At 64.2% G+C, this 21,580-nt stretch carries 26 protein-coding genes; 12 read left to right on the top strand and 14 right to left on the bottom strand.

Translation table 11 applies throughout. The annotated features are described in order from the left end of the window. Positions 1-39: 39 nt before the first annotated feature. Entirely contained in the window at positions 40-240 is a 201-nt protein-coding gene (locus ACSBOX_RS00365; protein ID WP_078107243.1) for a hypothetical protein, read from the bottom strand. Positions 241-632: 392 nt separating this feature from the next. Here ACSBOX_RS00365 and ACSBOX_RS00360 point away from each other — a divergent pair, with 392 nt between their 5' ends. The 4 genes from ACSBOX_RS00360 (at position 633) to ACSBOX_RS00345 (ending at position 5,302) form a co-directional block, all read left to right on the top strand. Next, positions 633-2,021 (top strand): sensor domain-containing phosphodiesterase, encoded by a 1,389-nt coding sequence (locus tag ACSBOX_RS00360; RefSeq protein ID WP_442544282.1) that lies wholly within the window; start codon positions 633-635, stop codon positions 2,019-2,021. Between the two features lie 71 nt (positions 2,022-2,092). Next, the gene (locus ACSBOX_RS00355; protein WP_442544281.1) at positions 2,093-2,446 is read left to right on the top strand and encodes a metal-sensitive transcriptional regulator; all 354 of its coding nucleotides are present in this window, start codon (positions 2,093-2,095) and stop codon (positions 2,444-2,446) included. A 49-nt stretch (positions 2,447-2,495) separates the two neighbouring features. Further along, positions 2,496-2,735 (top strand): heavy-metal-associated domain-containing protein, encoded by a 240-nt coding sequence (locus ACSBOX_RS00350; RefSeq protein ID WP_059388821.1) that lies wholly within the window; start codon positions 2,496-2,498, stop codon positions 2,733-2,735. A 71-nt stretch (positions 2,736-2,806) separates the two neighbouring features. Then, complete coding sequence (locus tag ACSBOX_RS00345; protein ID WP_442546090.1) at positions 2,807-5,302, top strand: heavy metal translocating P-type ATPase; 2,496 nt, start codon at positions 2,807-2,809, stop codon at positions 5,300-5,302. Between the two features lie 140 nt (positions 5,303-5,442). Here ACSBOX_RS00345 and ACSBOX_RS00340 read toward each other — a convergent pair whose 3' ends face one another. Beyond that, positions 5,443-5,715 carry a DUF2277 domain-containing protein gene (locus tag ACSBOX_RS00340; RefSeq protein WP_059388822.1) on the bottom strand — a complete coding sequence of 91 codons (273 nt, stop codon included), beginning with the start codon at positions 5,713-5,715 and terminating at the stop codon, positions 5,443-5,445. A gap of 39 nt (positions 5,716-5,754) precedes the next feature. After that, on the bottom strand, positions 5,755-6,777 hold the full coding sequence (locus tag ACSBOX_RS00335) for an EamA family transporter (RefSeq protein WP_442544280.1): 1,023 nt from the start codon (positions 6,775-6,777) through the stop codon (positions 5,755-5,757). A 70-nt stretch (positions 6,778-6,847) separates the two neighbouring features. Here ACSBOX_RS00335 and ACSBOX_RS00330 point away from each other — a divergent pair, with 70 nt between their 5' ends. Beyond that, complete coding sequence (locus tag ACSBOX_RS00330; protein WP_442544279.1) at positions 6,848-7,396, top strand: CGNR zinc finger domain-containing protein; 549 nt, start codon at positions 6,848-6,850, stop codon at positions 7,394-7,396. Between the two features lie 131 nt (positions 7,397-7,527). Here ACSBOX_RS00330 and ACSBOX_RS00325 read toward each other — a convergent pair whose 3' ends face one another. From ACSBOX_RS00325 to ACSBOX_RS00315, 3 genes are all read right to left on the bottom strand, one after another. After that, positions 7,528-7,866, bottom strand: coding sequence for a hypothetical protein (locus tag ACSBOX_RS00325; protein ID WP_442544278.1), 339 nt, complete (start codon positions 7,864-7,866; stop codon positions 7,528-7,530). A gap of 67 nt (positions 7,867-7,933) precedes the next feature. Further along, positions 7,934-8,488 carry a hypothetical protein gene (locus ACSBOX_RS00320; protein ID WP_442544277.1) on the bottom strand — a complete coding sequence of 185 codons (555 nt, stop codon included), beginning with the start codon at positions 8,486-8,488 and terminating at the stop codon, positions 7,934-7,936. 9 nt (positions 8,489-8,497) lie between these two features. After that, complete coding sequence (locus ACSBOX_RS00315; protein WP_442544276.1) at positions 8,498-9,841, bottom strand: MATE family efflux transporter; 1,344 nt, start codon at positions 9,839-9,841, stop codon at positions 8,498-8,500. 230 nt (positions 9,842-10,071) lie between these two features. On the opposite strand from ACSBOX_RS00315, the gene ACSBOX_RS00310 reads away from it, so the two are divergent. Next, positions 10,072-11,040 carry an acyl-CoA thioesterase gene (locus ACSBOX_RS00310; RefSeq protein ID WP_442544275.1) on the top strand — a complete coding sequence of 323 codons (969 nt, stop codon included), beginning with the start codon at positions 10,072-10,074 and terminating at the stop codon, positions 11,038-11,040. Positions 11,041-11,081: 41 nt separating this feature from the next. Next, a complete protein-coding gene (locus tag ACSBOX_RS00305) occupies positions 11,082-11,777 on the top strand; it encodes a hypothetical protein (protein WP_442544274.1) in 696 nt (231 codons plus the stop codon). A gap of 47 nt (positions 11,778-11,824) precedes the next feature. Here the strand turns inward: ACSBOX_RS00305 and dnaB are convergent, their stop codons facing one another. Beyond that, positions 11,825-13,207 (bottom strand): replicative DNA helicase, encoded by a 1,383-nt coding sequence (gene dnaB, locus ACSBOX_RS00300; protein ID WP_059388830.1) that lies wholly within the window; start codon positions 13,205-13,207, stop codon positions 11,825-11,827. A 628-nt stretch (positions 13,208-13,835) separates the two neighbouring features. Here dnaB and ACSBOX_RS00295 point away from each other — a divergent pair. Then, positions 13,836-14,315 (top strand): hypothetical protein, encoded by a 480-nt coding sequence (locus ACSBOX_RS00295; RefSeq protein ID WP_442544273.1) that lies wholly within the window; start codon positions 13,836-13,838, stop codon positions 14,313-14,315. Between the two features lie 3 nt (positions 14,316-14,318). After that, a complete protein-coding gene (locus tag ACSBOX_RS00290; protein ID WP_442544272.1) occupies positions 14,319-14,894 on the top strand; it encodes a hypothetical protein in 576 nt (191 codons plus the stop codon). Between the two features lie 29 nt (positions 14,895-14,923). On the opposite strand, the gene ACSBOX_RS00285 is transcribed toward ACSBOX_RS00290, so the two are convergent. Then, the gene (locus ACSBOX_RS00285) at positions 14,924-15,550 is read right to left on the bottom strand and encodes an FMN reductase (RefSeq protein ID WP_442544271.1); all 627 of its coding nucleotides are present in this window, start codon (positions 15,548-15,550) and stop codon (positions 14,924-14,926) included. 100 nt (positions 15,551-15,650) lie between these two features. Next, complete coding sequence (locus ACSBOX_RS00280) at positions 15,651-16,487, bottom strand: PhzF family phenazine biosynthesis protein (RefSeq protein ID WP_442546089.1); 837 nt, start codon at positions 16,485-16,487, stop codon at positions 15,651-15,653. A 70-nt stretch (positions 16,488-16,557) separates the two neighbouring features. On the opposite strand from ACSBOX_RS00280, the gene ACSBOX_RS00275 reads away from it, so the two are divergent. Next, on the top strand, positions 16,558-16,983 hold the full coding sequence (locus ACSBOX_RS00275) for a DUF1801 domain-containing protein (protein WP_442544270.1): 426 nt from the start codon (positions 16,558-16,560) through the stop codon (positions 16,981-16,983). Positions 16,984-17,061: 78 nt separating this feature from the next. On the opposite strand, the gene rplI is transcribed toward ACSBOX_RS00275, so the two are convergent. The 4 genes from rplI to rpsF form a co-directional block, all read right to left on the bottom strand. After that, positions 17,062-17,514, bottom strand: coding sequence for a 50S ribosomal protein L9 (gene rplI, locus ACSBOX_RS00270; protein ID WP_059388834.1), 453 nt, complete (start codon positions 17,512-17,514; stop codon positions 17,062-17,064). 17 nt (positions 17,515-17,531) lie between these two features. After that, positions 17,532-17,771: a 30S ribosomal protein S18 gene (rpsR, locus tag ACSBOX_RS00265; protein WP_003800144.1), complete on the bottom strand. Its 240-nt coding sequence runs from the start codon at positions 17,769-17,771 to the stop codon at positions 17,532-17,534. A 124-nt stretch (positions 17,772-17,895) separates the two neighbouring features. Next, positions 17,896-18,471: a single-stranded DNA-binding protein gene (locus tag ACSBOX_RS00260; protein ID WP_078107100.1), complete on the bottom strand. Its 576-nt coding sequence runs from the start codon at positions 18,469-18,471 to the stop codon at positions 17,896-17,898. A 55-nt stretch (positions 18,472-18,526) separates the two neighbouring features. Continuing rightward, a complete protein-coding gene (gene rpsF / locus ACSBOX_RS00255; RefSeq protein ID WP_265978101.1) occupies positions 18,527-18,832 on the bottom strand; it encodes a 30S ribosomal protein S6 in 306 nt (101 codons plus the stop codon). A 260-nt stretch (positions 18,833-19,092) separates the two neighbouring features. On the opposite strand from rpsF, the gene ACSBOX_RS00250 reads away from it, so the two are divergent. Both ACSBOX_RS00250 and ACSBOX_RS00245 read left to right on the top strand, forming a co-directional pair. Then, a complete protein-coding gene (locus ACSBOX_RS00250; protein WP_442544269.1) occupies positions 19,093-19,431 on the top strand; it encodes a YnfA family protein in 339 nt (112 codons plus the stop codon). Between the two features lie 153 nt (positions 19,432-19,584). Continuing rightward, complete coding sequence (locus ACSBOX_RS00245; RefSeq protein WP_442544268.1) at positions 19,585-20,256, top strand: DUF1345 domain-containing protein; 672 nt, start codon at positions 19,585-19,587, stop codon at positions 20,254-20,256. A 1-nt stretch (position 20,257) separates the two neighbouring features. Here the strand turns inward: ACSBOX_RS00245 and ACSBOX_RS00240 are convergent, their stop codons facing one another. Next, positions 20,258-21,559 (bottom strand): M18 family aminopeptidase, encoded by a 1,302-nt coding sequence (locus ACSBOX_RS00240; RefSeq protein WP_442544267.1) that lies wholly within the window; start codon positions 21,557-21,559, stop codon positions 20,258-20,260. Between the last annotated feature and the right edge of the window lie 21 nt (positions 21,560-21,580).

Genomic DNA, 21,580 nt, shown 5'->3' with positions numbered 1-21,580 from the left:
GAGCCGCAACGGTTTTATGAACCGGTCTACGAATCCGTCTCAGTCCACGAACTCGGACTGGGTCTCGATGAAGTCCCAGTCGGCGTCGCTCAGCCCGCCGGCCAACTCCTCAAGGCGCGGGCCACCGACATCGGCAATGCGCTGCAGAACTTCCAGCGGAAGCTCCGCGGCACGCAGGTTCTCTCGCAGCCATTCCTTGCTCTTGAGGTCTATGTCCAGCCACCACATGAAGATCTCCACGTGGACCACCCCTTCCTGTGCAAGTTAACGCTAGGCCCGCGCCGGGTGCTCTACAAGGGGCCGCCGAGCTGATCAGACACCGGACTTCGGCGTGAATTCGGGGCTGGAAAAAGTAAACTGAAAGTAGTTATTCAGATTGGTAGCGGAGTGCTGTCGGGGCACGTAAGCTAATTGTCAGCAGGAACCCCAAGAACCTGCTCCAAAGTCCGCTCCGGAGTGCGTATCCCCCAATAACGCACTCCGGAGCTCTTTGTTTAAGCCCGGGTTACGGGGCGGCGCGCTGGGTGGTGGCCACGCGCCGTCGGGGTCCGTGCGCCTCGGGGGCCGTGCGCCTCGGGATCGACCCGCTGCCGGTTACGGCGAATTCCCCGGCATGGTGGCACTATTGGGTGATGCCCTTCATGCGCGTTCCTAGGCTCAAGAGGGCGTCTTCCAGCAAGAAACGCCAAACAACCCGTCTGGCATCCGCCTCAACCGGATGGTGGCTGCTGGTTGTCGTATTCATTGAGGCTGCGGTCGCCTTGTCCATCCGCCTGCCGTTGGCTTTCGGGCTTCCGCCGTGGGTCGGCTTGGACGGATCAACCGGATTCCCCGCGCTTCTGGCGCTGCTGATTGTGCCGCTGGTGGTGTTGGCGGCGTGGCGCCTCGTGCGGCAGCAGCAGCGGGAGCGAAGCCAGGCGTTCCGGACATCGCGATTGATGGACACGGTGCTGCACACGAGCCAGGACTGGTTATGGGCCACCGGGCCGGATGGACGGTTTACATTCTGCAGCCCGGCCTGCAAAGACATCACAGGGTACGAACCTTCCGAGCTGCTGGGAAGGCACATCACCCGCATCATCGACCCCGGAGACCTGGCGGACGCGCGCTTGGACTGGAAAGCCAGGGAAAGCGGCGACTCATCGTGGTCGCGGGTGGTCACCGTGTGCCGCCACCGTGACGGCAGCCGAGTCGTGATTGACGTTGCCGGAAGGCCGATGCGGGACAGGGACGGGCGCGACTGCGGCTTCGAGGGCACTTGCCGCGTCTTGAATCCCGAGACGGCACGTTCACATGCAGAAGTCACCGCCCGCATCCAGGAATTGCTCACTGACGGTTCACTCATCACAGCATTCCAGCCGATCCGGTGCCTGGAAACGGGCGGCGTCATCGGAGTCGAATCCTTGACGCGGTTCAGCGGATCCCAAGAGCTGTCCCCGGAGGTGCGTTTCGTGGAAGCCGCCTCGGTCGGACTGGACATCGAGCTCGAAATCCTGGCGCTCCGGACCGCGCTGACCACCGCCGCAGGGCTCCCGCCGGGGCTGTACGTAGCGGCAAATCTCTCACCCCGCGCATGCCTCGACTCCCGCCTGGCGGCTGCGATTGTGGAGTCGGCCATCCCTCCGCGGCGCATCGTGCTTGAGGTCACCGAACGCCACGAGGTAGGCAACTACGGCCCGCTCGCGGAGGCGCTGGCACCTTTGCGGCGTGCGGGCCTGAGAATCGCGGTCGACGACGCCGGCGCCGGCTTTGCTTCCATGCGCCACATCCTGCAGCTCAAGCCGGACCTCATCAAGCTCGATCGCGAGATCATCGCCGGCATCGACACGGATCCGGGGCAGCGGGCCCTGGGGGCGGCAATGGTGGGGTTTTCCTCCGAAATCGGGGCTGCCCTGGTAGCCGAAGGTATCGAGACCGAGGCTGAGCTGGCTGCGGTCACAAAGCTGGGGATGACCGCGGCCCAAGGCTATCTGCTGGGCCGCCCTTCGCTCAGTCCGGAGGACTGGGCGGGATGGGGCTAGGGGTGGGCGGTTCCCGCCCATACCCCCCGGGGGTACTTGATTAATACCCCTAGGGGGTATAGCTTTGCACCATGAGCACGATCGATGTGAATCCGGTGGACCTGAACAACCCGGCTGACTTGAACAATGGCCAGCACGGCTACTCTCCCAACAAGGACGCATACTTGCGCCGCCTCAAGCGGATCGAGGGCCAGGTACGCGGCATTGCGCGCATGGTTGAAGAGGACAAATACTGCATCGACATCCTCACGCAGGTCTCTGCAGTCACCAAGGCACTGCATGCCGTGAGCCTTGGGCTCGTGGAGGAACACATCGGGCATTGCGTTGTCGGAGCTGCCTCCGAGTCGGATCCCGTCGTGCGGGCAGAGCAGATCGACATCAAGGTCAAGGAAGCAGCCGATGCCATCGGGCGCCTGCTGCGGTAATCCCGCAAGCACTCACCTCACCATTCAACTCACTACCAAGGAGCACTCCATGGGCCACACCGCCACCATCCAGACGAACGTCAGCGTTTCCGGCATGACCTGCGGGCACTGCGTTTCAGCCGTCAGCGAGGAAATCGAGTCCTTGGCGGGAGTGGAGAATGTCGAGATCGATCTGAATGCCGGCGGAATCTCCACTGTCACCATCACCTCCACCCAGGAGCTATCGCCGTCGGAAATCGGCGAAGCCGTCGCCGAAGCCGGCTACCTGGTAGTCGCCAACGAGGCCTAGGGGCCAATGTGAGCAATCACGACATCCTCCACCAAACGGGGACGCGAATCATCGAGCTCGACATCGAGGGGATGACATGCGCATCCTGCGTGGCCCGCGTGGAGCGGAAACTGGGCAAGCTCGACGGCGTGGAAGCTTCAGTCAATCTCCCCCTCGAATCAGCCCACGTCACAGTCCCGGACAACGTCACGGACCAACAAATCGTGGACACCGTCAACGCAACGGGCTACAAAGCCAGAATCCGCGAATCGCGCCCAAGCCACTCCGTCGCCCAGCCCCCCGCCCAGTCCCCCGATCGCGAAACCGATATGCTCGGCGCGCTCGCTCCTTCGTCGCTTAGACGCGCGCTGCCGCATACCGGCCCCGCGATCGAGTCCGGCACCGAAAGCAGCACCGGCGACGACGGCGCGATGGAACATAACCACAGCGGCGGTGACCCGGCGCACGAGCGCGCGCAGGGAGATATGCGGCAGCGTGCGTCTAAGGGAGGAACGACCGAGCACGCAGAGCATGTGGCCCGTGGCGCTGCGGCAGGCGACAACGGCGCCCACGAAGACCACATGCATCATGGACCAGCAGCGTCGAAATTGCGTCCCCGGCTGATCGCCGCCGCGGTTCTGACGGTCCCGGTCTTCGCCATCTCGATGATTCCGGCCCTTCAGTTCCCGCAATGGGGTTGGGTCGCCGCGTTGCTGGCCCTTCCCGTGGTGACGTGGGCGGCCTGGCCCTTCCACCGCGCCGCCGCCATCAACGCACGCCATTTCGCCTCGACCATGGACACGCTTGTCTCCATTGGCGTCCTGGCCGCGTACCTCTATTCCGCGTGGCAGCTCTTTGCGAACCCCACGATGACTGAACACCCCGGCATGGAATCCATGGGAGGCACGAGCGGTGGCCTGTACTTCGAAGTTGCGGCCGTGGTCACCACGTTCCTGCTTCTGGGCCGCTTCCTTGAGGCCAATGCCAAAGCGAAGGCCGGCGATGCCCTCAAGGCGCTGCTGAACCTCGGAGCCAAGGACGCAACGGTGCTGCGCGACGGCGTCGAGCACAAGATCCCGGCCGAGCAACTCGTAGCGGGGGACATCTTCGTGGTCCGCCCGGGAGAGAAGATCGCTACAGACGGCTTGGTGACGAGTGGTTCGTCTGCCGTGGATGCCTCGTTGGTCACGGGTGAATCCGTGCCCGTGGAGGTCGGACCGGGGAGCCAGGTCACGGGCGCCACCATCAATGCTTCGGGCCGTCTGCTGGTCCGGGCAACCCGCGTCGGTTCGGACACGACGCTCGCTCAGATGGGGCGGTTGGTCAGCCAGGCGCAGACGGGCAAAGCCCCGATTGCACGGCTCGCCGATCGCATCAGCGCCGTCTTCGTGCCGGTCGTACTGGTCATCGCCGTGGTTACTTTCGCAGTATGGCTCGCCCTGAGCGGGGACCTCAATGCCTCGTTCACCGCCGCTGTGGCGGTGCTCGTGATTGCCTGCCCGTGTGCGCTGGGGCTCGCGACTCCCGTCGGTCTCCTGACCGGGACCGGTCGCGGCGCGCAGCTCGGCATCCTCATCAAGGGTCCTCAGGTGCTTGAAGATACGCGCACGGTGGACGCGATCCTGTTGGACAAGACCGGTACCGTCACGAGCGGCAAGCTGGCCGTTGGACACACCCTGGCCTTGAACGGCCACTCCCCCGCAGATGTCCTGTCTCTCGCCGGCGCGGTCGAGGCAGCGTCGGAGCACCCCATCGCCCACGCCATTGCCACTGCCGCCAAGTCCGCAATGCCCGACGCCGGTCCGCTCCCCGCCGTGAAGGACTTCAGTTCCGCCCCGGGCGGCGGAGTCCGGGGGATGGTCGCGCTGAACGGAGCCGGAAACGGCGCCGAACGAACGGTGGTGGCCGGCAGGACCGGCTGGCTTGAAGACAACGGAATCTTCCCTGACGATGCACAGCGCGAGGCACTGGCAACTGAGGAAGCCGGTGGCGCTACCGCCATCTGGGTTGCTGTGGACGGGAAGCCTGCTGGAATCGTGACCCTCCGGGACACGGTCAAGCCCGGTTCGCGTGCGGCAATCGCGAAGCTCAAGGAACTGGGGATCCGTCCTCTGCTACTGACCGGAGACAACGCCGCCGTCGCCGCACAAGTGGCCACCGCCGTCGGGATCTCGCCGGAAGATGTGTTCGCGGGGGTCCTGCCGGAGGGCAAAGTGGACGCCGTAAGGAAGCTTCAGTCCCAGGGGTCCACTGTGGCCATGGCTGGGGACGGGGTCAACGACGCCGCAGCCCTGGCACAGGCCGATCTGGGCATCGCGATGGGGTCGGGCACGGACGTCGCCATCGAGGCTTCGGATCTGACCGTGATGGGCAGCGACCTCGGCCAGCTGGTGCAAGCCATCGAGCTGTCCCGGAAGACGCTCACCACCATCAAGACGAACCTGTTCTGGGCGTTCTTCTACAACGCGATTGGCATCCCCGTGGCTGCCCTTGGCTTGCTCAACCCGATGATCGCCGGCGCCGCCATGGCTGCGAGCTCGGTCCTGGTGGTCGCTAATTCGTTACGGTTGCGGTCGTTCGCGAAGTAGCCCGCGCCCACCCAACTCCGCGCCCACCCAACTCCGCGCCCACCCACCCAACTAACTCGCAGTTGTTGTCGTTTTGACGCCGCATAACGGCAACAACTGCCAGTCAGTTGGGGGAAGCAAGCCCAGTCAGTTGGGGGAAGCTAGGCCGTTCCGAAGCGAACGGCTGCGCGGGCCCTGGCTTTGGCTGCCTCCTCGTCGCGGTTGCGAGCCGGTGCATGGGTCACGAGGGAATCGAGAAGGTGCTGGGTGATATGCGCGATCTCATGGACGGCCTCGGCGAAGGCCTCCTCGTTGGCCTTGGACGGCTTGGTGGTGCCACTGATCTTGCGCACGTATTGCAGTGCTGCGGCTTCCACCTCCGCTGAGGTGGCTCGTGGCTCGAAATTGTGGAGGGTGTGGATATTCCGGCACATATCAACATGCTAGGCCCTGCCCTCCCTCAAGGCTCGGTTTTAGGGGACCCGCTCGGAAGGAACCGGCTCGACGTCGTTCGCGTGGTCAAGCTCCAGGGCCGCTTCGCCGAACACGGCATCACGCTTGTCCGCACGTAGCTCATCGATTCGCACCAACACCACTCCGCACACGATGAGTGCCCCGCCCACCAGCTGGATGGCTCCGGGCAATTCGGCCAGCAAGAGCCAAGCCCACACCACGGCGAACAGCACTTCGGTGAGCGAGACGAACGATGCAACCTTGGAACCGAGGCTCCGGGCTGCCATGATCCCCGTGACGTAGGACAGCACGGTGGACAGGATGACGAGGCCGGCGATCGAGACCCACCACGGCGTGGTCCACGGCCCGAGTTGCGTGTCCGCGGTAGCGAAAGTCATGGATACCAGACCGGTTCCGCCGGCAATCCAGATAAGGATTGAGCCTGCCATGAGACCGCCCGAAGCCAGCACGATGGGTGGCAACGTGTCGTTCTGCTTGGCCGTGATGAAGAAATAGATGACCAGGCAGACAGCCGCGGCCATGCCCCACAGGACGCCGACGAAGTCCACCTTCACGGCGCCGGTCAGGTCAAGCACCAGGACGAGTCCGCCGAGGGACAGCAGCGTTCCAATGGCCGTGAGGGCCCGGGGACGGCGTCGGCTAGCGGCCCACAGCCACAGGACGATCATGGTTGGCGCGAGGTATTCGAGCAGGAGGGCGACGCCCACGGACAGCCTGGACACCGCGTTGAAGTAGAAAAGCTGGCACCCTGCAACACCGATGACGCCGAACAACAGGATGGTGAGCCAGTTGTCTTTGAGTTGGTGCCAACGGCCCCGGAGGGCAATGACGGCAGGGATCACCAAGATGAGTGAAGCGCCGCTCAATCGGATGGCAACTGCCGCGCCGGGGGTCCACCCCGTTTCCAGGAGGGACTTGGCGAACGAGCCGGACAAGCCGAAGACCGCTGAAGAAAAGAGCGCGAGCCCCAGGCCCGACGCCATGAAGCCCGCAGCACCAGCCCGGTTTGTTGCAGCTGACACAGCAGCCTCCTGTCAGGAGTAAAATGGGTTACGCTGCTGACACTACCTCCGAGAGATGTAAGGAGTCAAAGTGCTTTTTGCACCTGACACTGAAGTGGCGCTTCGAAGCGTGGTCAATTTGATCAATACGGCCGCCAACGGCGCCGAATCCCTCATGAGTGCCGCCGAGCTCCACGCCTTCCTCGACGCGGAAGAATTCACAGGGACCAGGGAAGGGAACGAGGCCGAATTGGCCAGCGTGAAGCGACTCCGCAGCCAGCTGACCACCTTGTGGACGGCCGACGAGGACGCGGCCGCGAAGACCGTCAACCAGCTCCTCACCGATGCGCGCGCACTCCCCCAATTGGTCAAGCACGATCATTGGGATTGGCATTTGCACGCCACCACCCCCCAGGCGCCCCTCGCGGAACGCATGGGCACCGAAGCCGCCATGGCGCTCGTGGACGTCATCCGCAGCAAGGAAATGGACCGCCTGCGGGTATGCGCGGCAGACGATTGCGACGCCGTCGTGCTGGACTTGAGCCGCAACCGATCCAAGCTCTATTGCGATACCGGCAACTGCGCCAACCGAACGCACGTGGCCGCATACCGGGCCCGGAAGGCCTCGGGGACGGAGTGAGGGGGCGCGGGCGTCACGCGGTGCAACTTTTCAGGGCGCACGACGGCGGCCTGCCGCGGGTTTCCGGGGTTCCCGCTTCGGCCGGCCGGCAAAAATTTGCGTGGCGTGACGGATCGCGGGAGTAAGACGGCCTACTTGGCGTCGGGGGTTTCCGTCTCGCCGCTGGGGCGGGGGGATGCCTGGCCGGGCTTCCTGGAACTTAGGTTGACTCCCGAGCCCTTGCCGAGGTGCTCGGCGTTTTCCTTGTGGCTCATGGAAAGCATCGCAGCGAGGACGAGGCTCACAATGAAGGCGATGCCGGCACCGGTGAAGGCGAGGTCGAAGCGCGGAGTGCGGGCGCTGCCCCCGGAGGCGAAAATCAGCACGGCGAAAAAGGCCAAGACACCCCAAAACGCGGAGAACATCAGCGGTCCCTTAACCGAGGTCCGCATCTTGCGCGGCTCTCCTGGTTTCTGGTCAGCCAAGGTCATTCCTCCAATGTGGGTGCTGGCGCCGTCCGCGCCTTGAGAGTTCTACGCAGGGTAGAACGTACGACTACTAGTTTACGGCCTCGGCGGAGGGGGTTTGCCCATCGTGCCGCAGGCTCAGCCCGGACAGTACCCACAAGACTCCCGAGATGATGGCGCCGCCACCGGCAACGCCGAGAAGCGCATGGGCTCCCAGGCTGATGAAGAACGGCAAGGCCACGGCGGTGCCGATGCCCACCACGCCGGAAATGATCCAGTCGCGGGCGAGCACGTGGCGTCCGCGCTGGCGGAATCCCTTGACCAGTTCGAACGCCCCGAGCACCAGCAATCCTACAAGCGCTGAAACGCCAACACCCGTGTCGGACTGCGTTATCAAGGCGCCTACCCCTGCCAGGCCAACGACGACGGCCGCGGCCGCCGGAATGCTCGCGGCCAGGAATGCCGCACCCCCGGTTGCGAGCAGGTAGAGCCCGGTAGCCCAAGCCAGAACGTGAACGGACGGCGAGCCCCAGAAGACAGTCACGGCTCCAAACACCAGCGCAACACCGGCGCGGAGAAGTACGGGCTTCCAGAGCCCGGTTGCCATGGGCGTGGATGAAGTCGCTGAAGAGGTGGGGAGAGTCACCTGTCCAGTTTAGTGCGAACCGAGGACCATCCATTTGTCAGACCGGGACCGCAGCCCCAAGGTGACCCCGCGCGCAGCCATGTAGCCCAGCGCGAAGGCCACCCAGAGCCACACGAGCCCCGCCGCGCCGTCGGGCCTTGTCAGGTGGACTGCCGCCAAAAGCGGCAGATAGACCGCGAGGTTCACGACGCCGGCAATCGCCAAGTAGCGGGCATCGCCCGCGCCGATCAGGACGCCGTCCAGAACGAAGACGTAACCCGCGAGGGGCTGCCCGACGGCGAGCACCCACAGTGCCGCCGTGAGCGCGGACTGGACCCCGGCGTCGGAGGTGAAGAGGAAGCCCGCCCAGGGCCCAGCCACCGCGAGGAGCACACCGGTCACGACGCCGAAGCCCACACCCCAGCGGATCATGGTGCGGGTGAGTTCGCGCGCCCTGGCCGGGCGGGAGGCACCGAGTTCCTTGCCGATAAGGGCCTGCGCGGCAATAGCCAAGGCATCCAGAGCGAAGGCAAGGAAGGAGAAGATGGTCATCGCGAGCTGGTGGGCGGCAAGGTTCACGGACCCTTGGGACGTGACCACCAGAACCGTGGCCAGGATGGCCAGGCGCAGGCTGAGGGTGCGGAGCATGAGCCATGAACCCACGGTGGTCATCGTGCGGATTCCGCGCCAATCGGGCCGTAGCGAAACACCGTGGCGCCGGGCATTCCGTCCCACCATCACCAAATAGACGGCAGCCATGGCCCATTGCGCGATGCTGGTTCCGATGGCCGAACCGGCCACCGACAAGTGCAGCCCGTAGACGAGGATCCAGTTCAGGCCAATGTTCGCAGCGAACCCCGCGGTTGCGACCACCAAGGGGGTACGGGTGTCCTGCAGTCCGCGGAGCACGCCGGTGCCGGCGAAGATCAGGAGCATGGCGACGAGTCCCGGCATGGACCAGCGCAAATAGTCCACCGCATATGTCCGCACCTCGCCGCTGGCTCCAAGCAGCCCCACCAGCGGCTCAGCCGCGAGGAAGCCCGCCACCGCCAGGACGGCACCCAGCAGCAAGGCCAGCCAGGCGCCGTCGCGCCCTGCGGCCAGCGCTTTGGCGAGTTTTCCGTCCCCGATGGCCCGTGCCACCGCGGGAGTCGTTGAATATGCCAGAAAGACCATAAGTCCGACCGCCGTGTACAGCAGGGTGGAGGCGAGCCCGACGCCGGCGAGCTGAGGGACCCCGAGGTGCCCCACAATAGCGGAGTCGGCCAAGAGGAAAAGGGGTTCGGCAATGAGCGCCCCGAAGGCCGGGACAGCCAGGCGCAGGATCTCGCGGGCCGTGGAGGGCGGGGTGGGACGGGTCACTGTTTGAGGCACTTTCCCAGCCTAGCGGGACGCCAGCATGTAGCTTGATGAGGTGTCGCTCGAGCATCCCATCACCGCCCCTCATCGCGCTGGCGACGCCGAAACGGGCTGGCGACTCCCGAATCCGGGCGTCGGCAGCCCGTGTGCGTGACACCGATCGGCTTGCGCGTCGCAGGTCCGTTTGGGCGTCGCCGGCCCGTCACAGTGCGCGCCGGCATCCACGCCGTCGATACACTCACGTCATGAGCGAGCTCCCCTCCCACTCCGTCACGCTGCGGTTCCTTGCCTCCCCCACCGACGTCGGACACAGCGGGTCCGTCGACGCCGGCACGGTCCTTGAGTGGGTGGACAAGGCCGCGTACGCGGCAGCTGTTGGCTGGGCGAAGTCCTATTGCGTCACGGCCTATGTGGGAAACATCCATTTCGCCGATCCCGTGAACAGCGGAGACATGGTCGAGGTGGAAGCGACCATCGTCTACACGGGCCGCTCGTCCATGCACATCCGGACCATCGTGTCCTCCGGCGACCCCAGGGGCGGCCCGGCCACGATGCGCAGCCAGTGCCTGGTGATCTTCGTTGCGGTCGGTCCGGACGGCCGTCCGGTCCCGGTCCCCCAGTTCGAGCCTTCGACGCCGGAGGAAATCGAGCAGCGCGATAACGCCCTCGCACGGATCGCCGTGCGGGAAAAGATCGTCGAAGCCATGAACGCACAGGAATATACCGACGCCGGCACTGCCGAGCGCGTAGTTCTTCGCTTCATGGCAGCGCCCACCGACGTGAACTGGGGCGGGAAGGTCCACGGCGGCATCGTCATGAAGTGGATCGATGAGGCCGCCTACGTCTGCGCTTCCCGCTATTCCGGCAAGGACACGGTGGCCGTGTTTTCCGGGGGCGTGCGCTTCTACCGCCCCCTGTTGATCGGCGACGTGGTGGAAGTGGAAGCAAGGCTCGTCTACACGGGCCACAAGGGCATGCACGTTGCCGTGCACGTGCGCTCCGGAAACCCGAAGAGCCGTGAGATGAACCTGACCACCTACTGCCTCACGGTCATGGTGGCCCGGGACGAGACCGGCACGTCCGTTCCGATCCCGCCGTGGGAACCGGAAACCGACGAGGATCGCCGCCTTCACGCCCATGCCCGCGAACTGCTGGAGATCCGGGGACGGGCCCCCGGAAACCGGATGCCCGATCATTTGCTTAACGGCGGGTAGGCAGTGCGAGGATTGGCGTCCACCCATATCGAAGGATCCCGATGAAAACGCCGAGTCCATTCCGCAGGCCGTTCGCAGCACTGTTGCCGGTGGTCATTGCGACCGTGGCGCTCGGCGGGTGCGCCACTGGCTCGGCGACTCCAGCCGGCCCGTCCGGAACTGCCGCGTCCCCGTCCGGAGCGGCGGCGTCCCCGTCGGGACCTGCCGCGTCACGGCTCGACCCGAGCACGGAGGATCTCTCCTGGGACAACGGAAACAGGATCCTGGGGGACGAAAACGGTGGACACACTCCAGACATCGGCACCACCCTCGGTGATCCGACGTCCGGGTGGCAGACAGACAACAGCAGTGTTGCAACAGACGGGGTGACGACATTCGCCTCGCAAAAAACGCAATGCAAAGTCAGGATGACCCAGCTGCGCAATCAGCCGTCCGAACTGGTCGCCGGGGACGATAGGGCATCGACCCTGAAGGTTCTCTCCATCCTGGCCCCGGGCCAGAAGGACCTCGTCGCAAGCGCCAAGGACACCACCCTCAGCTACGGCGCTTCCGGCAACCGCAACGCGGCCATGCTGTCTGTCAGTTTTCAGTCAGGGAACACCTACGATTTCACGGCCATCCGGACGTTCAGCAAGCCGGCCGTCACCATCGAGGTCGAAGCGATCTGCCCGACCCTGGACACACTCAAATCAACCTGGTCCGAGATCCACAAGAGCATCACGATCAATGCGCAGTAATCTCCGGCCCGGACGAAACGGGCCTCGTCGTTGAGCCGGGCGCCCTTTTAGAATCCGCCGCCGCCAGTCTCGCCCGCCATGTTGGCGAAGCGGGAGTAGTGGCCTTGGAACGCAACCACGATGTCCTTGGTGGGACCGTTACGGTGCTTGGCGATGAGGATGTCGGCCTCGCCGGCGCGGGGAGACTCTTTGTCGTAGACGTCTTCGCGGTGAAGCAGGATGACCATGTCGGCGTCCTGCTCGATGGAGCCCGATTCGCGCAGGTCCGAGACCATGGGCCGCTTGTCCTGGCGCTGTTCGGATCCACGGTTGAGCTGCGAGAGCGCGATGACCGGAACCTGGAGCTCCTTGGCCAACAGCTTGAGGGCACGCGAGAATTCGGAGACTTCCTGCTGGCGGGATTCCACTTTCTTGCCGGAACTCATGAGCTGGAGGTAGTCGAGGATCACCAGTTTGAGGTCGTGCTGCTGCTTCAGGCGGCGGCATTTGGCCCTGATTTCCATGAGGGACATATTGGGGCTGTCATCGATGAACAGCGGGGCGTCGTTCATGCGGCCCATGGTGGTGGCGATCTTGGACCACTGTTCGTCCTTGATGGTGCCCTTGCGCAGGTCCTGGAGGCCAATGGTGGCTTCGGCGGACAGCAGGCGCATCGCGATTTCGTTGCGGCCCATTTCCAGGGAAAACATCACGGTGGCAAGGTTGTTCTTGATCGCAGCGGAACGGGCGAAGTCAAGTGCGAACGTGGACTTACCGACGGCGGGGCGCGCGGCGATCACAATCATCTGGCCCGGGTGCAGACCGTGCGTGAGCTCATCGAGTTCGTAGAACCCGGTGGGGACCCCCGTCATGCCCTCTCCGCGGTGGCCGGATGCCTCGATCTCGTCAACGGTGGATTCCATGACGTCCTTGAGCGCCACGTAGTCTTCCGCAGTGCGGCGTTCAGCCACGGCGTAGATCTCGGCCTGGGCCTGGTTGACGAGGTCTTCCACCTCTCCGTCCTGGCCGTAGCCCATCTGGACAATCTTGGTGCCGGCGTTGACGAGCCTGCGCAGGACAGCGCGCTCAGCCACGATTTCAGCGTAGTAGCCGGCGTTGGCCGCCGTAGGCACGGTCTGGATGAGCTCGTGCAGGTAGGCGGGGCCGCCGATCCTGTTGATCTCGCCGCGTTTGGTCAGCTCATCGGACACCGTGACGGCGTCGGCAGGTTCGCCACGGCCGTAGAGATCGATGATGGACTCGTAGATCGTTTCGTGGGCCGGACGGTAGAAGTCATGGCCGCGGACAATCTCCACGACGTCGGCAATGGCGTCCTTGGACAGCATCATGCCGCCGAGAACCGATTGTTCAGCGGGAATGTCCTGGGGAGGTTTGCGGCTGGCGTCCGATGTCCGGCCGCCCTCGATCGAATCCAAGTGCGTAACTGACAAAGCCGTCCTCCATTTGTACCGCGGCAGATAACTGTTTCCGGCGGTGCGGTAGGCCAATGCCCCGGTGTGGGTTGCTCCGACCGCGCCGTTGATGCCGGCTGGTCCAAACTGTCCCTCAAGGCACCGACAATTTTGGTTTCCCCGAGATTTCCACAGCTTATCCACAGACGGGTCCGCGGGCGCGCTGCTTACCGACGGCACCAAGGCGCCGTCCATGAGAAACAGGGGTTTTCCAAGTACCTAAAGCAGGTACTCAGCCACGTTAGCCCTGCTTTTCCGGGGCACCAAGCCGGGCCTGTGGATAAAGTGTGGAATACATACCCCTACTTGTGCACAGTCTGTGCATGACCCTGTGGAAAGAGAAATTCTTTTTGCTGCAAATAGCCTCTGAACTGGGAAAACGTTCTTCGTGCCATGTGGAACAAAAGTATTTTCTTCAGCGGATCATCCACAGGCCGATATGCGCAATCCACACCCAGCCCCGCGCCCAACGGCCCGGAGGGCGATAAATATGCCAGAAATGTGATACTCCCCACAACGCCTTCCAGAATTTGACAGACGGCTCTCAGAAGCTATGCCAAAGTAGGAATGTGCTGTGGATAACTGCGTTCTGACATAAGCTCTAGGTATGGGTTTCACTGTGGGGGATGTACTGCTGGTCGCAACGCCTGTTGTCATCCTTGTGGCTGTGATTTGGGCCCTGACGGCGGCATTCAAACCACGTAACTCCGGGTTGTCCGACGCTGAGCGCTATCAACGGGAGCTGGCTGCCCGCTCCGCAGCCCACCAGGCCGCCCAAGTCCAGGCGGCGACGGCGGCACGTGCCCGCATCGATGCGTCTACCAGGCCGAGCCAGAACGCGCAGCAACAGTCCCAGCAGGACAGCCAGTCGCGGGCGGCACTGAGGGCGCAAGCCGGGGCCGGCCCGGGGGTCGGCCAAGCAGGCTACAACACCCCCATCCTGCCCAACGGGCAGTTGAACCCACAGTTCGCCCTGCAATTGCAAGGCATGGTCCGCAGCGGGCAGAAGATTCAGGCCATCAAGCTCCTGCGCCAGCAAACCCACTCGGACTTGTTGACCGCCAAGAACTACATAGATCGGCTTTAACGCATGTCATCCCTACTCGTTCCGGTCTTGATCCTGGCGGCCGTCGTCGTCGGGGTGCTCCTGATCAGCCGCGTGGTCTCCCGCCGCTCCGCGGAACTCCGCGGCATTGCCGCCACGGGCAAAGCAGCCGTGGACCCCGTCGAACTGGCCCGCGAGGCCGCTGCGAAGCTCACGGAAGATCAACACCGGCAGCTGTACTCCTTGATCGCCCAAGGTCAGGCCATGGCGGCCATCAAGCTGTACCTCAGCGCCACCGGAGAAGGCCTGCGCGCCTCACGGGACGCCGTCGGCGCCCTTGCGGCGCACCCACAGCCTTTCCGCAAGCCCGAGCCCGCCCCGCAGGACCTCATGCCCGACGACGACGAACCGGAGCACTTCCCGTACCGGTACCGCGCAATCGTCAGCAAGGGCGACGTCACACGCGAAGTGAGCAGCAACATGCTCAACGACGAGATCTACGGACGGATCCGCACCCTGGCCAAGAGCGGCGACGTCGAAGCGGCAGCCTTGGCCCTCACCAAGCATTCCGACATCAGCATGAAGCAGGCCCGGGAGTTCATCGAGCTGCTGGACGACTAGCGCCAGGAGCGCGGGCAGGCCAGGCTCGGCTAGCGTCCCGCAGTGATCCCCGCGAGCAGCTGCTCAAAAGGCAGGGATTCCATCGCGTCCGCCTTGCGGTGCGGCTGCTCGCCGCTCAGGAGCCGGGCCAGCTCGCCAGCCGCCCGGTCCACGCGGACCGAGAGCGGCGACGCGCCGTCGTCGGCATTTCCCCAATCCTGGGGTCCTGCGAAAACCGACGTCTGGGTGATCCGGGTGCGGAGGTAGGTGAAGAGCGGCCGCATGGCGTAGTCGAGCACCATCTGGTGCCGATCGGTGCCGCCCGTGGCCCCGAGAAGGACCGCTTTGCCGTCGAGGGACTTCGGGTCCAGAACGTCGATGAAGGACTTGAACAGCCCGCTGTATGAGGCGCTGAAGACGGGCGTGACGGCGATGATGCCATCGGAATCCTCGACGCCGGCGATCACCTCCGCGAGGCGCGGTGCGGCATAGCCGGTGACGAAGTTGTTGGCTATATCCACCGCCAGGTCCCGGAGTTCGATGACGTCCACTCGCACCTCGTACCCGGCATCCCCCAGCTGGCGCTTGGCCGACGACGCGAGCTGGTCTGCAAGAAGCCTGCTCGACGATGGTACGCCAAGTCCGGCGGAAAGGACGGTTATGCGGCGGGTCTCCATGGCGATCTCCTGTTGCTGGGCGGTTCGATGGCTTCAAACCAGAGTACATGCGTTTGCATCTATACTCCCAAACTGTGCCCCCGCTCCGTTTATTCCCCGGCTAAAGCCGGACTGTCCCCTGGATGCACATCACCGAACTTCCACCCACCCAGATGTCGCCGTCTTCCGCTTTGACGTGGATGCGTCCCGCCCGGCCCAGCGCCGTCCCCTGAGCGGCGAGGTATTGCTCTGGTGCCCGGCCGCTGCCGATCAGCCACTGGGCAGCCCCCGCGTTGAAGCTTCCCGTGACCGGGTCCTCCACCATGGCGTCTCCGGGAATGAACGTCCGGACTTCGAAATCGACGCCGGCACCCGGTTCATGGGGACCGATCACGCCGACCTTCAGGTCCCCCAACGCGGCGAGTTCCGGCTCAAGGCCCAGGACCTGCTCGGCCGATTCGAGCAGTACGCCGATCCATTGCGGGCCGTTGACCAGCCACGAGGCATCCAAGAGCGCCGTTTGGGGCAGGCGGAGTCCGGCGGCCAACTGTTCCATGATTGCCTCGCCCATGGGCCCGGAGCGGGTCAGCGGCGGGGCGGCGAAGGCGAGCCGGCCGCCGTCGAGCTTTACCTTGACCAATCCTGCGCCGCATTCCTGTACGAGCATCCCGTCCTGCTTCGGCACTCCGCCGGCCGCGAGCCACGCGTGCGCCGAGCCGAGCGTCGGATGTCCCGCAAAAGGAAATTCCTCGCTGCCCGTGAAGATCCGGACGCGGTAATCGGCCATGGGATCGCTCGGCGGCAGCAAGAAGGTGGTCTCGGACAAATTGGTCCAGTTGGCAAAGTGCTGCATCCGCTCGGCGCTGAGCCCCTCCGCATCGACGACGACGGCGAGCGGATTGCCGAGGTACGGCACGTCGGTGAAGACATCCACTTGCGAGAAGGGCCTGGTGCGCATGGTTTCAAGGTTCACGGCAGCAGGCTATCACCGGGCTGACACGGCTACCGTGGTCTGCGAGACTACGGGAATGTCAGGGAACAAGACCATGCCGGGCAACGGCCCCGTTGAAGACTTCCTCGCTGCCGTGGAACATCCGGTGCGGCGCGCAGACGGTTTCGCCCTGTTGGACCTCATGCGCGGCATCACCAGCCAGGAGCCTGTCATGTGGGGCCCGAGCATCGTTGGTTTTGGGAATTACCACTACAAGTACGCGAGTGGCCGCGAGGGCGACTCCCCCGCCGTGGGCTTCTCGCCGCGGAAAGCCAACCTGGCGCTGTACGGGCTCAGCTACGGGCCCGACGCCGGGCGGCTGCTCCCGATGCTCGGCAAGCACAAGACGGGCGCCGCTTGCCTCTACGTGAACAAACTCGACGACGTTGACGTTTCCGTCCTCGCGGAGATGGTGCGCACGGGCTACAGCCACGTCATGGCGGAACTGCACAGCCTTCCCTAGCGAGCGGCTTCCCCGGAAAAGCAAAGGACCCCCGTCTCCGGAAACCGGGGACGGGGGTCCTTCGAGCTACGTCAGAGACTATTTCCCTGCAACGACCTCGAGGTCGATGACAGCGGAAACATCCTCGTGCAGGCGGACGTTGGCCTGGTACGAACCAAGGGACTTGATGTGGTTCGGCAGTTCAACGTTGCGCTTGTCGATGGAGCCGAGGCCAGCGGCCTCAACTGCAGCAGCGACATCAGCCGGCTTGACGGTGCCGAAGAGACGACCGGACTCGCCGGCCTTTACTACGAGCTTGACCTTCTTGGAAGAAAGCGCAGAAGCCTGGGCCTGTGCAGCTTCAACCGAAGCGTGGGCACGAGCAGCGCGGGCAGCCTTGATGGACTCAACCTGCTTCTCGCCACCCTTGGTCCAGGTCAGAGCGAAGCCGCGGGGCAGCAGGAAGTTACGTGCGTAACCGTCCTTGACCTCGACAACATCGCCAGCAGCACCGAGACCGGTTACTTCGTGGGTCAGAATGAGCTTTGCCATGTTAGTTAATCCCTTCCTTAGCCGCGGCCAGCGCCGGAGTAAGGCAGCAGAGCAACTTCGCGGGCGTTCTTGATTGCCTGGGCGATTTTGCGCTGTTCCTGCACCGTGACGCCAGTGACGCGACGGGCGCGGATCTTTCCGCGGTCGGAGATGAACTTGCGCAGCAATGCTACGTCCTTGTAGTCGATGACGGTGATGTCAGCGGCCTTCAAGGGGTTGGACTTTGGTTTGGGCTTACGGAGTTCAGCCTTAGCCATCGTGGAGCTCCTTTTCTATGGAGCCCGTGGATATGGATCCACGGGATGGTGGTGCTCGACGGCGGTTGCCACCCGGGTGCCTCGCGGCACTTCCGGCGGGTTCCGGCGTCGAACTTGTGAGTATTTAGAAGGGAGGTTCGGAATCCGGGCCGTTGCCCCATCCACCCGCATTGCTGACGCCCGGGGTAGCCCAGGGGTCTTCCTGCGGTGCGGATTGGCCGCCGCCCCATGTTCCGCCGGAGTTGCCGCCCTGGTTTGCACCAGCGCCACCACCTCCGAAGCCGCCGCTGTTGTTGCCGCCGCCGAAGCCGCCCTGACCACCCTGACCGCCGGAGCGCTGGGTGCGGTTGACCTTGGCGTTGGCGTAACGCAGGCTCGGGCCGATTTCATCGACTTCGAGCTCGATAACGGTGCGCTTCTCGCCTTCCTTGGTTTCGTAGGAACGGCTCTTCAGGCGGCCGGAAACGATCACGCGCATGCCCTTGGTGAGGGATTCGGCGACGTTTTCGGCTGCTTCGCGCCATACCGATGCGCGGAGGAACAGGGTTTCCCCGTCCTTCCACTCATTGGACTGGCGGTCGAAGGTCCGGGGAGTAGAAGCGATGGTGAAGTTCGCTACCGCCGAGCCTGACGGTGTGAACCGCAGTTCGGGGTCATTGGTGAGATTACCGATGACCGTAATAGTGGTTTCGCCTGCCATCTACTGCCTCCTTGTTCGTTCCTGCGGGGTAAAGAATGAAAGCCGGGAGCTGAAATTACTCAGCAACGACCTTCTGCTCTTCGGGGCGGGTGATCTTGGTGCGCATGATGGTCTCGTTGAGACTCAGCTGGCGGTCAAGTTCCTTGGCGGTTTCCGGCTTGGCGGTGAAGTTCACCACGGCGTAGATACCTTCGGACTTCTTCTTGATGTCGTAAGCAAGGCGACGGCGGCCCCAGATGTCAACCTTTTCGATGGTTCCACCATCGGTGGTGATGACACTGAGGAACTTCTGAAGCGTCGGCTCTACCGTACGCTCTTCGACCTCGGGGTCGATGATTACCATCAATTCGTAAGGACGCATATGTGAACCCACCTCCTTTGGGCTAAGCGGTTACGGCATTTCCGTAACAGGAGGTTCATTTGCGATGAACAGTGCTGGTGACCGCTTCCAGAAGCGGAAGCAGGGCGCAGCACAGACTTCAATATCTTAGTCCATTTCCCGTGTCTAAGCCTATTCGGCGTGTCGACAAGGTGGAATGAGCCGCGTCGCCTATGTGGATAACCCAGGTATGGGGATAACCCGCGTGGAACGGCGACACCAGCCTCAGGCAGACTGAACCCATGACCGTCCTCAAATCCGTCGCGCTGTTTGTCCTCGCGGCCATCGCCGAGATCGGCGGAGCCTGGCTCGTATGGCAATCGATCAGGGAGGCCAAACCATGGTGGTGGGCAGGCCTTGGGATTGTGGCGCTGGGCATCTACGGCTTCGTGGCGGCGTTCCAGCCGGACGCACACTTCGGCCGTGTCCTCGCGGCCTATGGCGGGGTGTTCATCGCCGGATCGTTGGCTTGGGGAATGCTCCTTGATGGATTCCGACCGGACCGCTGGGACATCATCGGGGCCATGATCTGCATCCTGGGCGTCGCCGTGATCATGTTCGCGCCCAGGCCGGGCAACTAAGCCGGGCAGGCACTAACCCGTCACGCAGCGCAACTTTCTGGACCGTCCGACGTCGGGATCCCCCGGTTTTCCGGGGCGCGGCTCCACGCCGGACGCCAAAAGTCTGCGTGGCGTGACGCCGGGGCCCGCAGCCGGGCGTGCCATGATCGGACTATGAACGCCGCAGCAAAGAACCAGCGTCCGAAGTCTGCCCGTGCCAAACGTTCCCAAATGCGATTCGGGCTCATGATCCTCACCGGCGTCGCAGCAGCGGTAGCGACCGGGATATGGGGTCAGTGGATCTACGCGCCGGCCGCCGGTTGGGCAGTGGCAGCGGCGGTCTACAACATTTTCGTGTGGACAGTCATCACCCCGATGAAGGCCGATCAGACGAGAACCCATGCCACGGAAGAAGATCCGCGGCGCTCCACCGCTGACCTCCTGATCCTGTGCGCCGCCGTCGGCTCCCTCGCAGCCTTCGTCCTGGTGATGTTCGGAGCGAAGGATGCGCACGGCGTCGACAAATTCATGCTCGCCCTGCTGGCCCTCGGCGGCGCGGTGGCGTCGTGGCTCCTGGTGCACACCCTCTTCACCCTGCGCTATGCCGAGGTGTACTACACGTCAGATCCGCCGCAGGGCATCGAATTCAACCAAAAAGAACCGCCGCAATACACGGATTTCGCCTACATGGCGTTCAGCCTCGGGATGACCTACCAAGTCTCGGACACGTCGATCACCACCAGGGCAATGCGGTCTGCAGCCTTGCGGCACAGCCTGCTCGCCTACGTTTTCGGCGTCGGGATCCTCGCCACCACCATCAACCTCGTGGTGAGCCTCGCATCCTGAGCTAGATCGCCGTCCGGAAAAACAACTCCGCCACCGTGGCCAGGTGGCGCGGGTCCTCAACGCCGCACAGCTCACGTGCCGAGTGCATCGACAGAAGAGGCACTCCGACGTCGACCGTCCGGATTCCCAGGCGGGTTGCCGTCAGGGGACCGATGGTGGAGCCGCATGGGACGTCGTTGTTGGAGACGAACTCCTGGTAGGGCACGCCCGCCTCGCCGCACAGCCGCGCCCAGAACGCGGCACCGGTGGCGTCCGTCGCGTAGCGCTGGTTGGCGTTGATCTTGAGGAGCGGTCCGCCGTTGAGGATGGGACGGTTGGCGGGATCGTGCCGCTCGGAGTAGTTGGGGTGGACGGCATGGCCGGCATCCGCGGAAACACAGAACGACGCCGACAACGCCTGGCGCCGTTCACTCACCGTGGCGCCCAATCCGTCGGAGATCCGGGTGAGGATGTCTTCGAGGATGGGTCCGCAGGCGCCGGAACGCGAGGCGGAGCCGATTTCTTCGTGGTCGAAGGCAGCCAGGACGGCGATAGGGCCGTCGGCCGGTGCTCCCGAGTCGGAGTGCGCAATAAGGGCCGCGAGCCCGGCGTGGGTCGAAGAGAGGTTGTCGAGCCGTCCCGAAGCGAAGAGCTCGCCTTTGGCACCGAACTGCTCAGGCGCCTGGGTGTCCGCGACGACGATGTCGTAGCCACCGATCTGCGCCGGATCCACCGAAACCCCGGCCACGGAGTCCGCCAGGATTGCCAGGACGTCCGCGGCATCGGGATCGCCGAGGCCGAACACCGGGTTCATGTGTTGTTGCTTGTCCAGCGTGAGGCCATCATTGACGGCCCGGTCCAGGTGGATGGCCAACTGCGGAAAGCGCAGGAGCGGCCCGGTGGCCGTAAGGTGCTGGGTGCCGTCCAGCATCACGAGCCGTCCGGCGAGCCGAAGCTCGCGGTCCAGCCAGGAGTTCAACAAGGGACCGCCGTAGACCTCCACGCCAGCCTGGAGCCAGCCGAATTTGCCCGTCGTCGGCTTGGGCTTGAGCTTGAAGGACGGAGAATCCGTGTGGGCGCCAAGGATGTTGAATGCAGTGGTGGCGGTAGCGCCTTCCGGTGTCACCCAAGCGATGAGGGCGCCGTCCCGGATCACGTAGAAGCTGCCCGCGCCGCCTTCCCATGGCTGAAGTTCATCAAGGGCCGTGAAACCGGCTGCATCGAGCCGGCGCGCGGCCTCGTGGACGGCGTGGAAGCTCGACGGCGATGCGCTCACATACGCGCCAAGGTCCTGGATGTGTTCTGCAGCGGAGTTCGAAGGCATGGCTCCGAGTCTAGCCGCGGC

The sequence above is a fragment of the Arthrobacter sp. KN11-1C genome, assembly GCF_052180225.1.
Lineage (GTDB): Bacteria > Actinomycetota > Actinomycetes > Actinomycetales > Micrococcaceae > Arthrobacter.
Note: the sequence above shows the minus strand (reverse complement) of the source record. Positions and strands in the feature narration are given on the sequence as shown.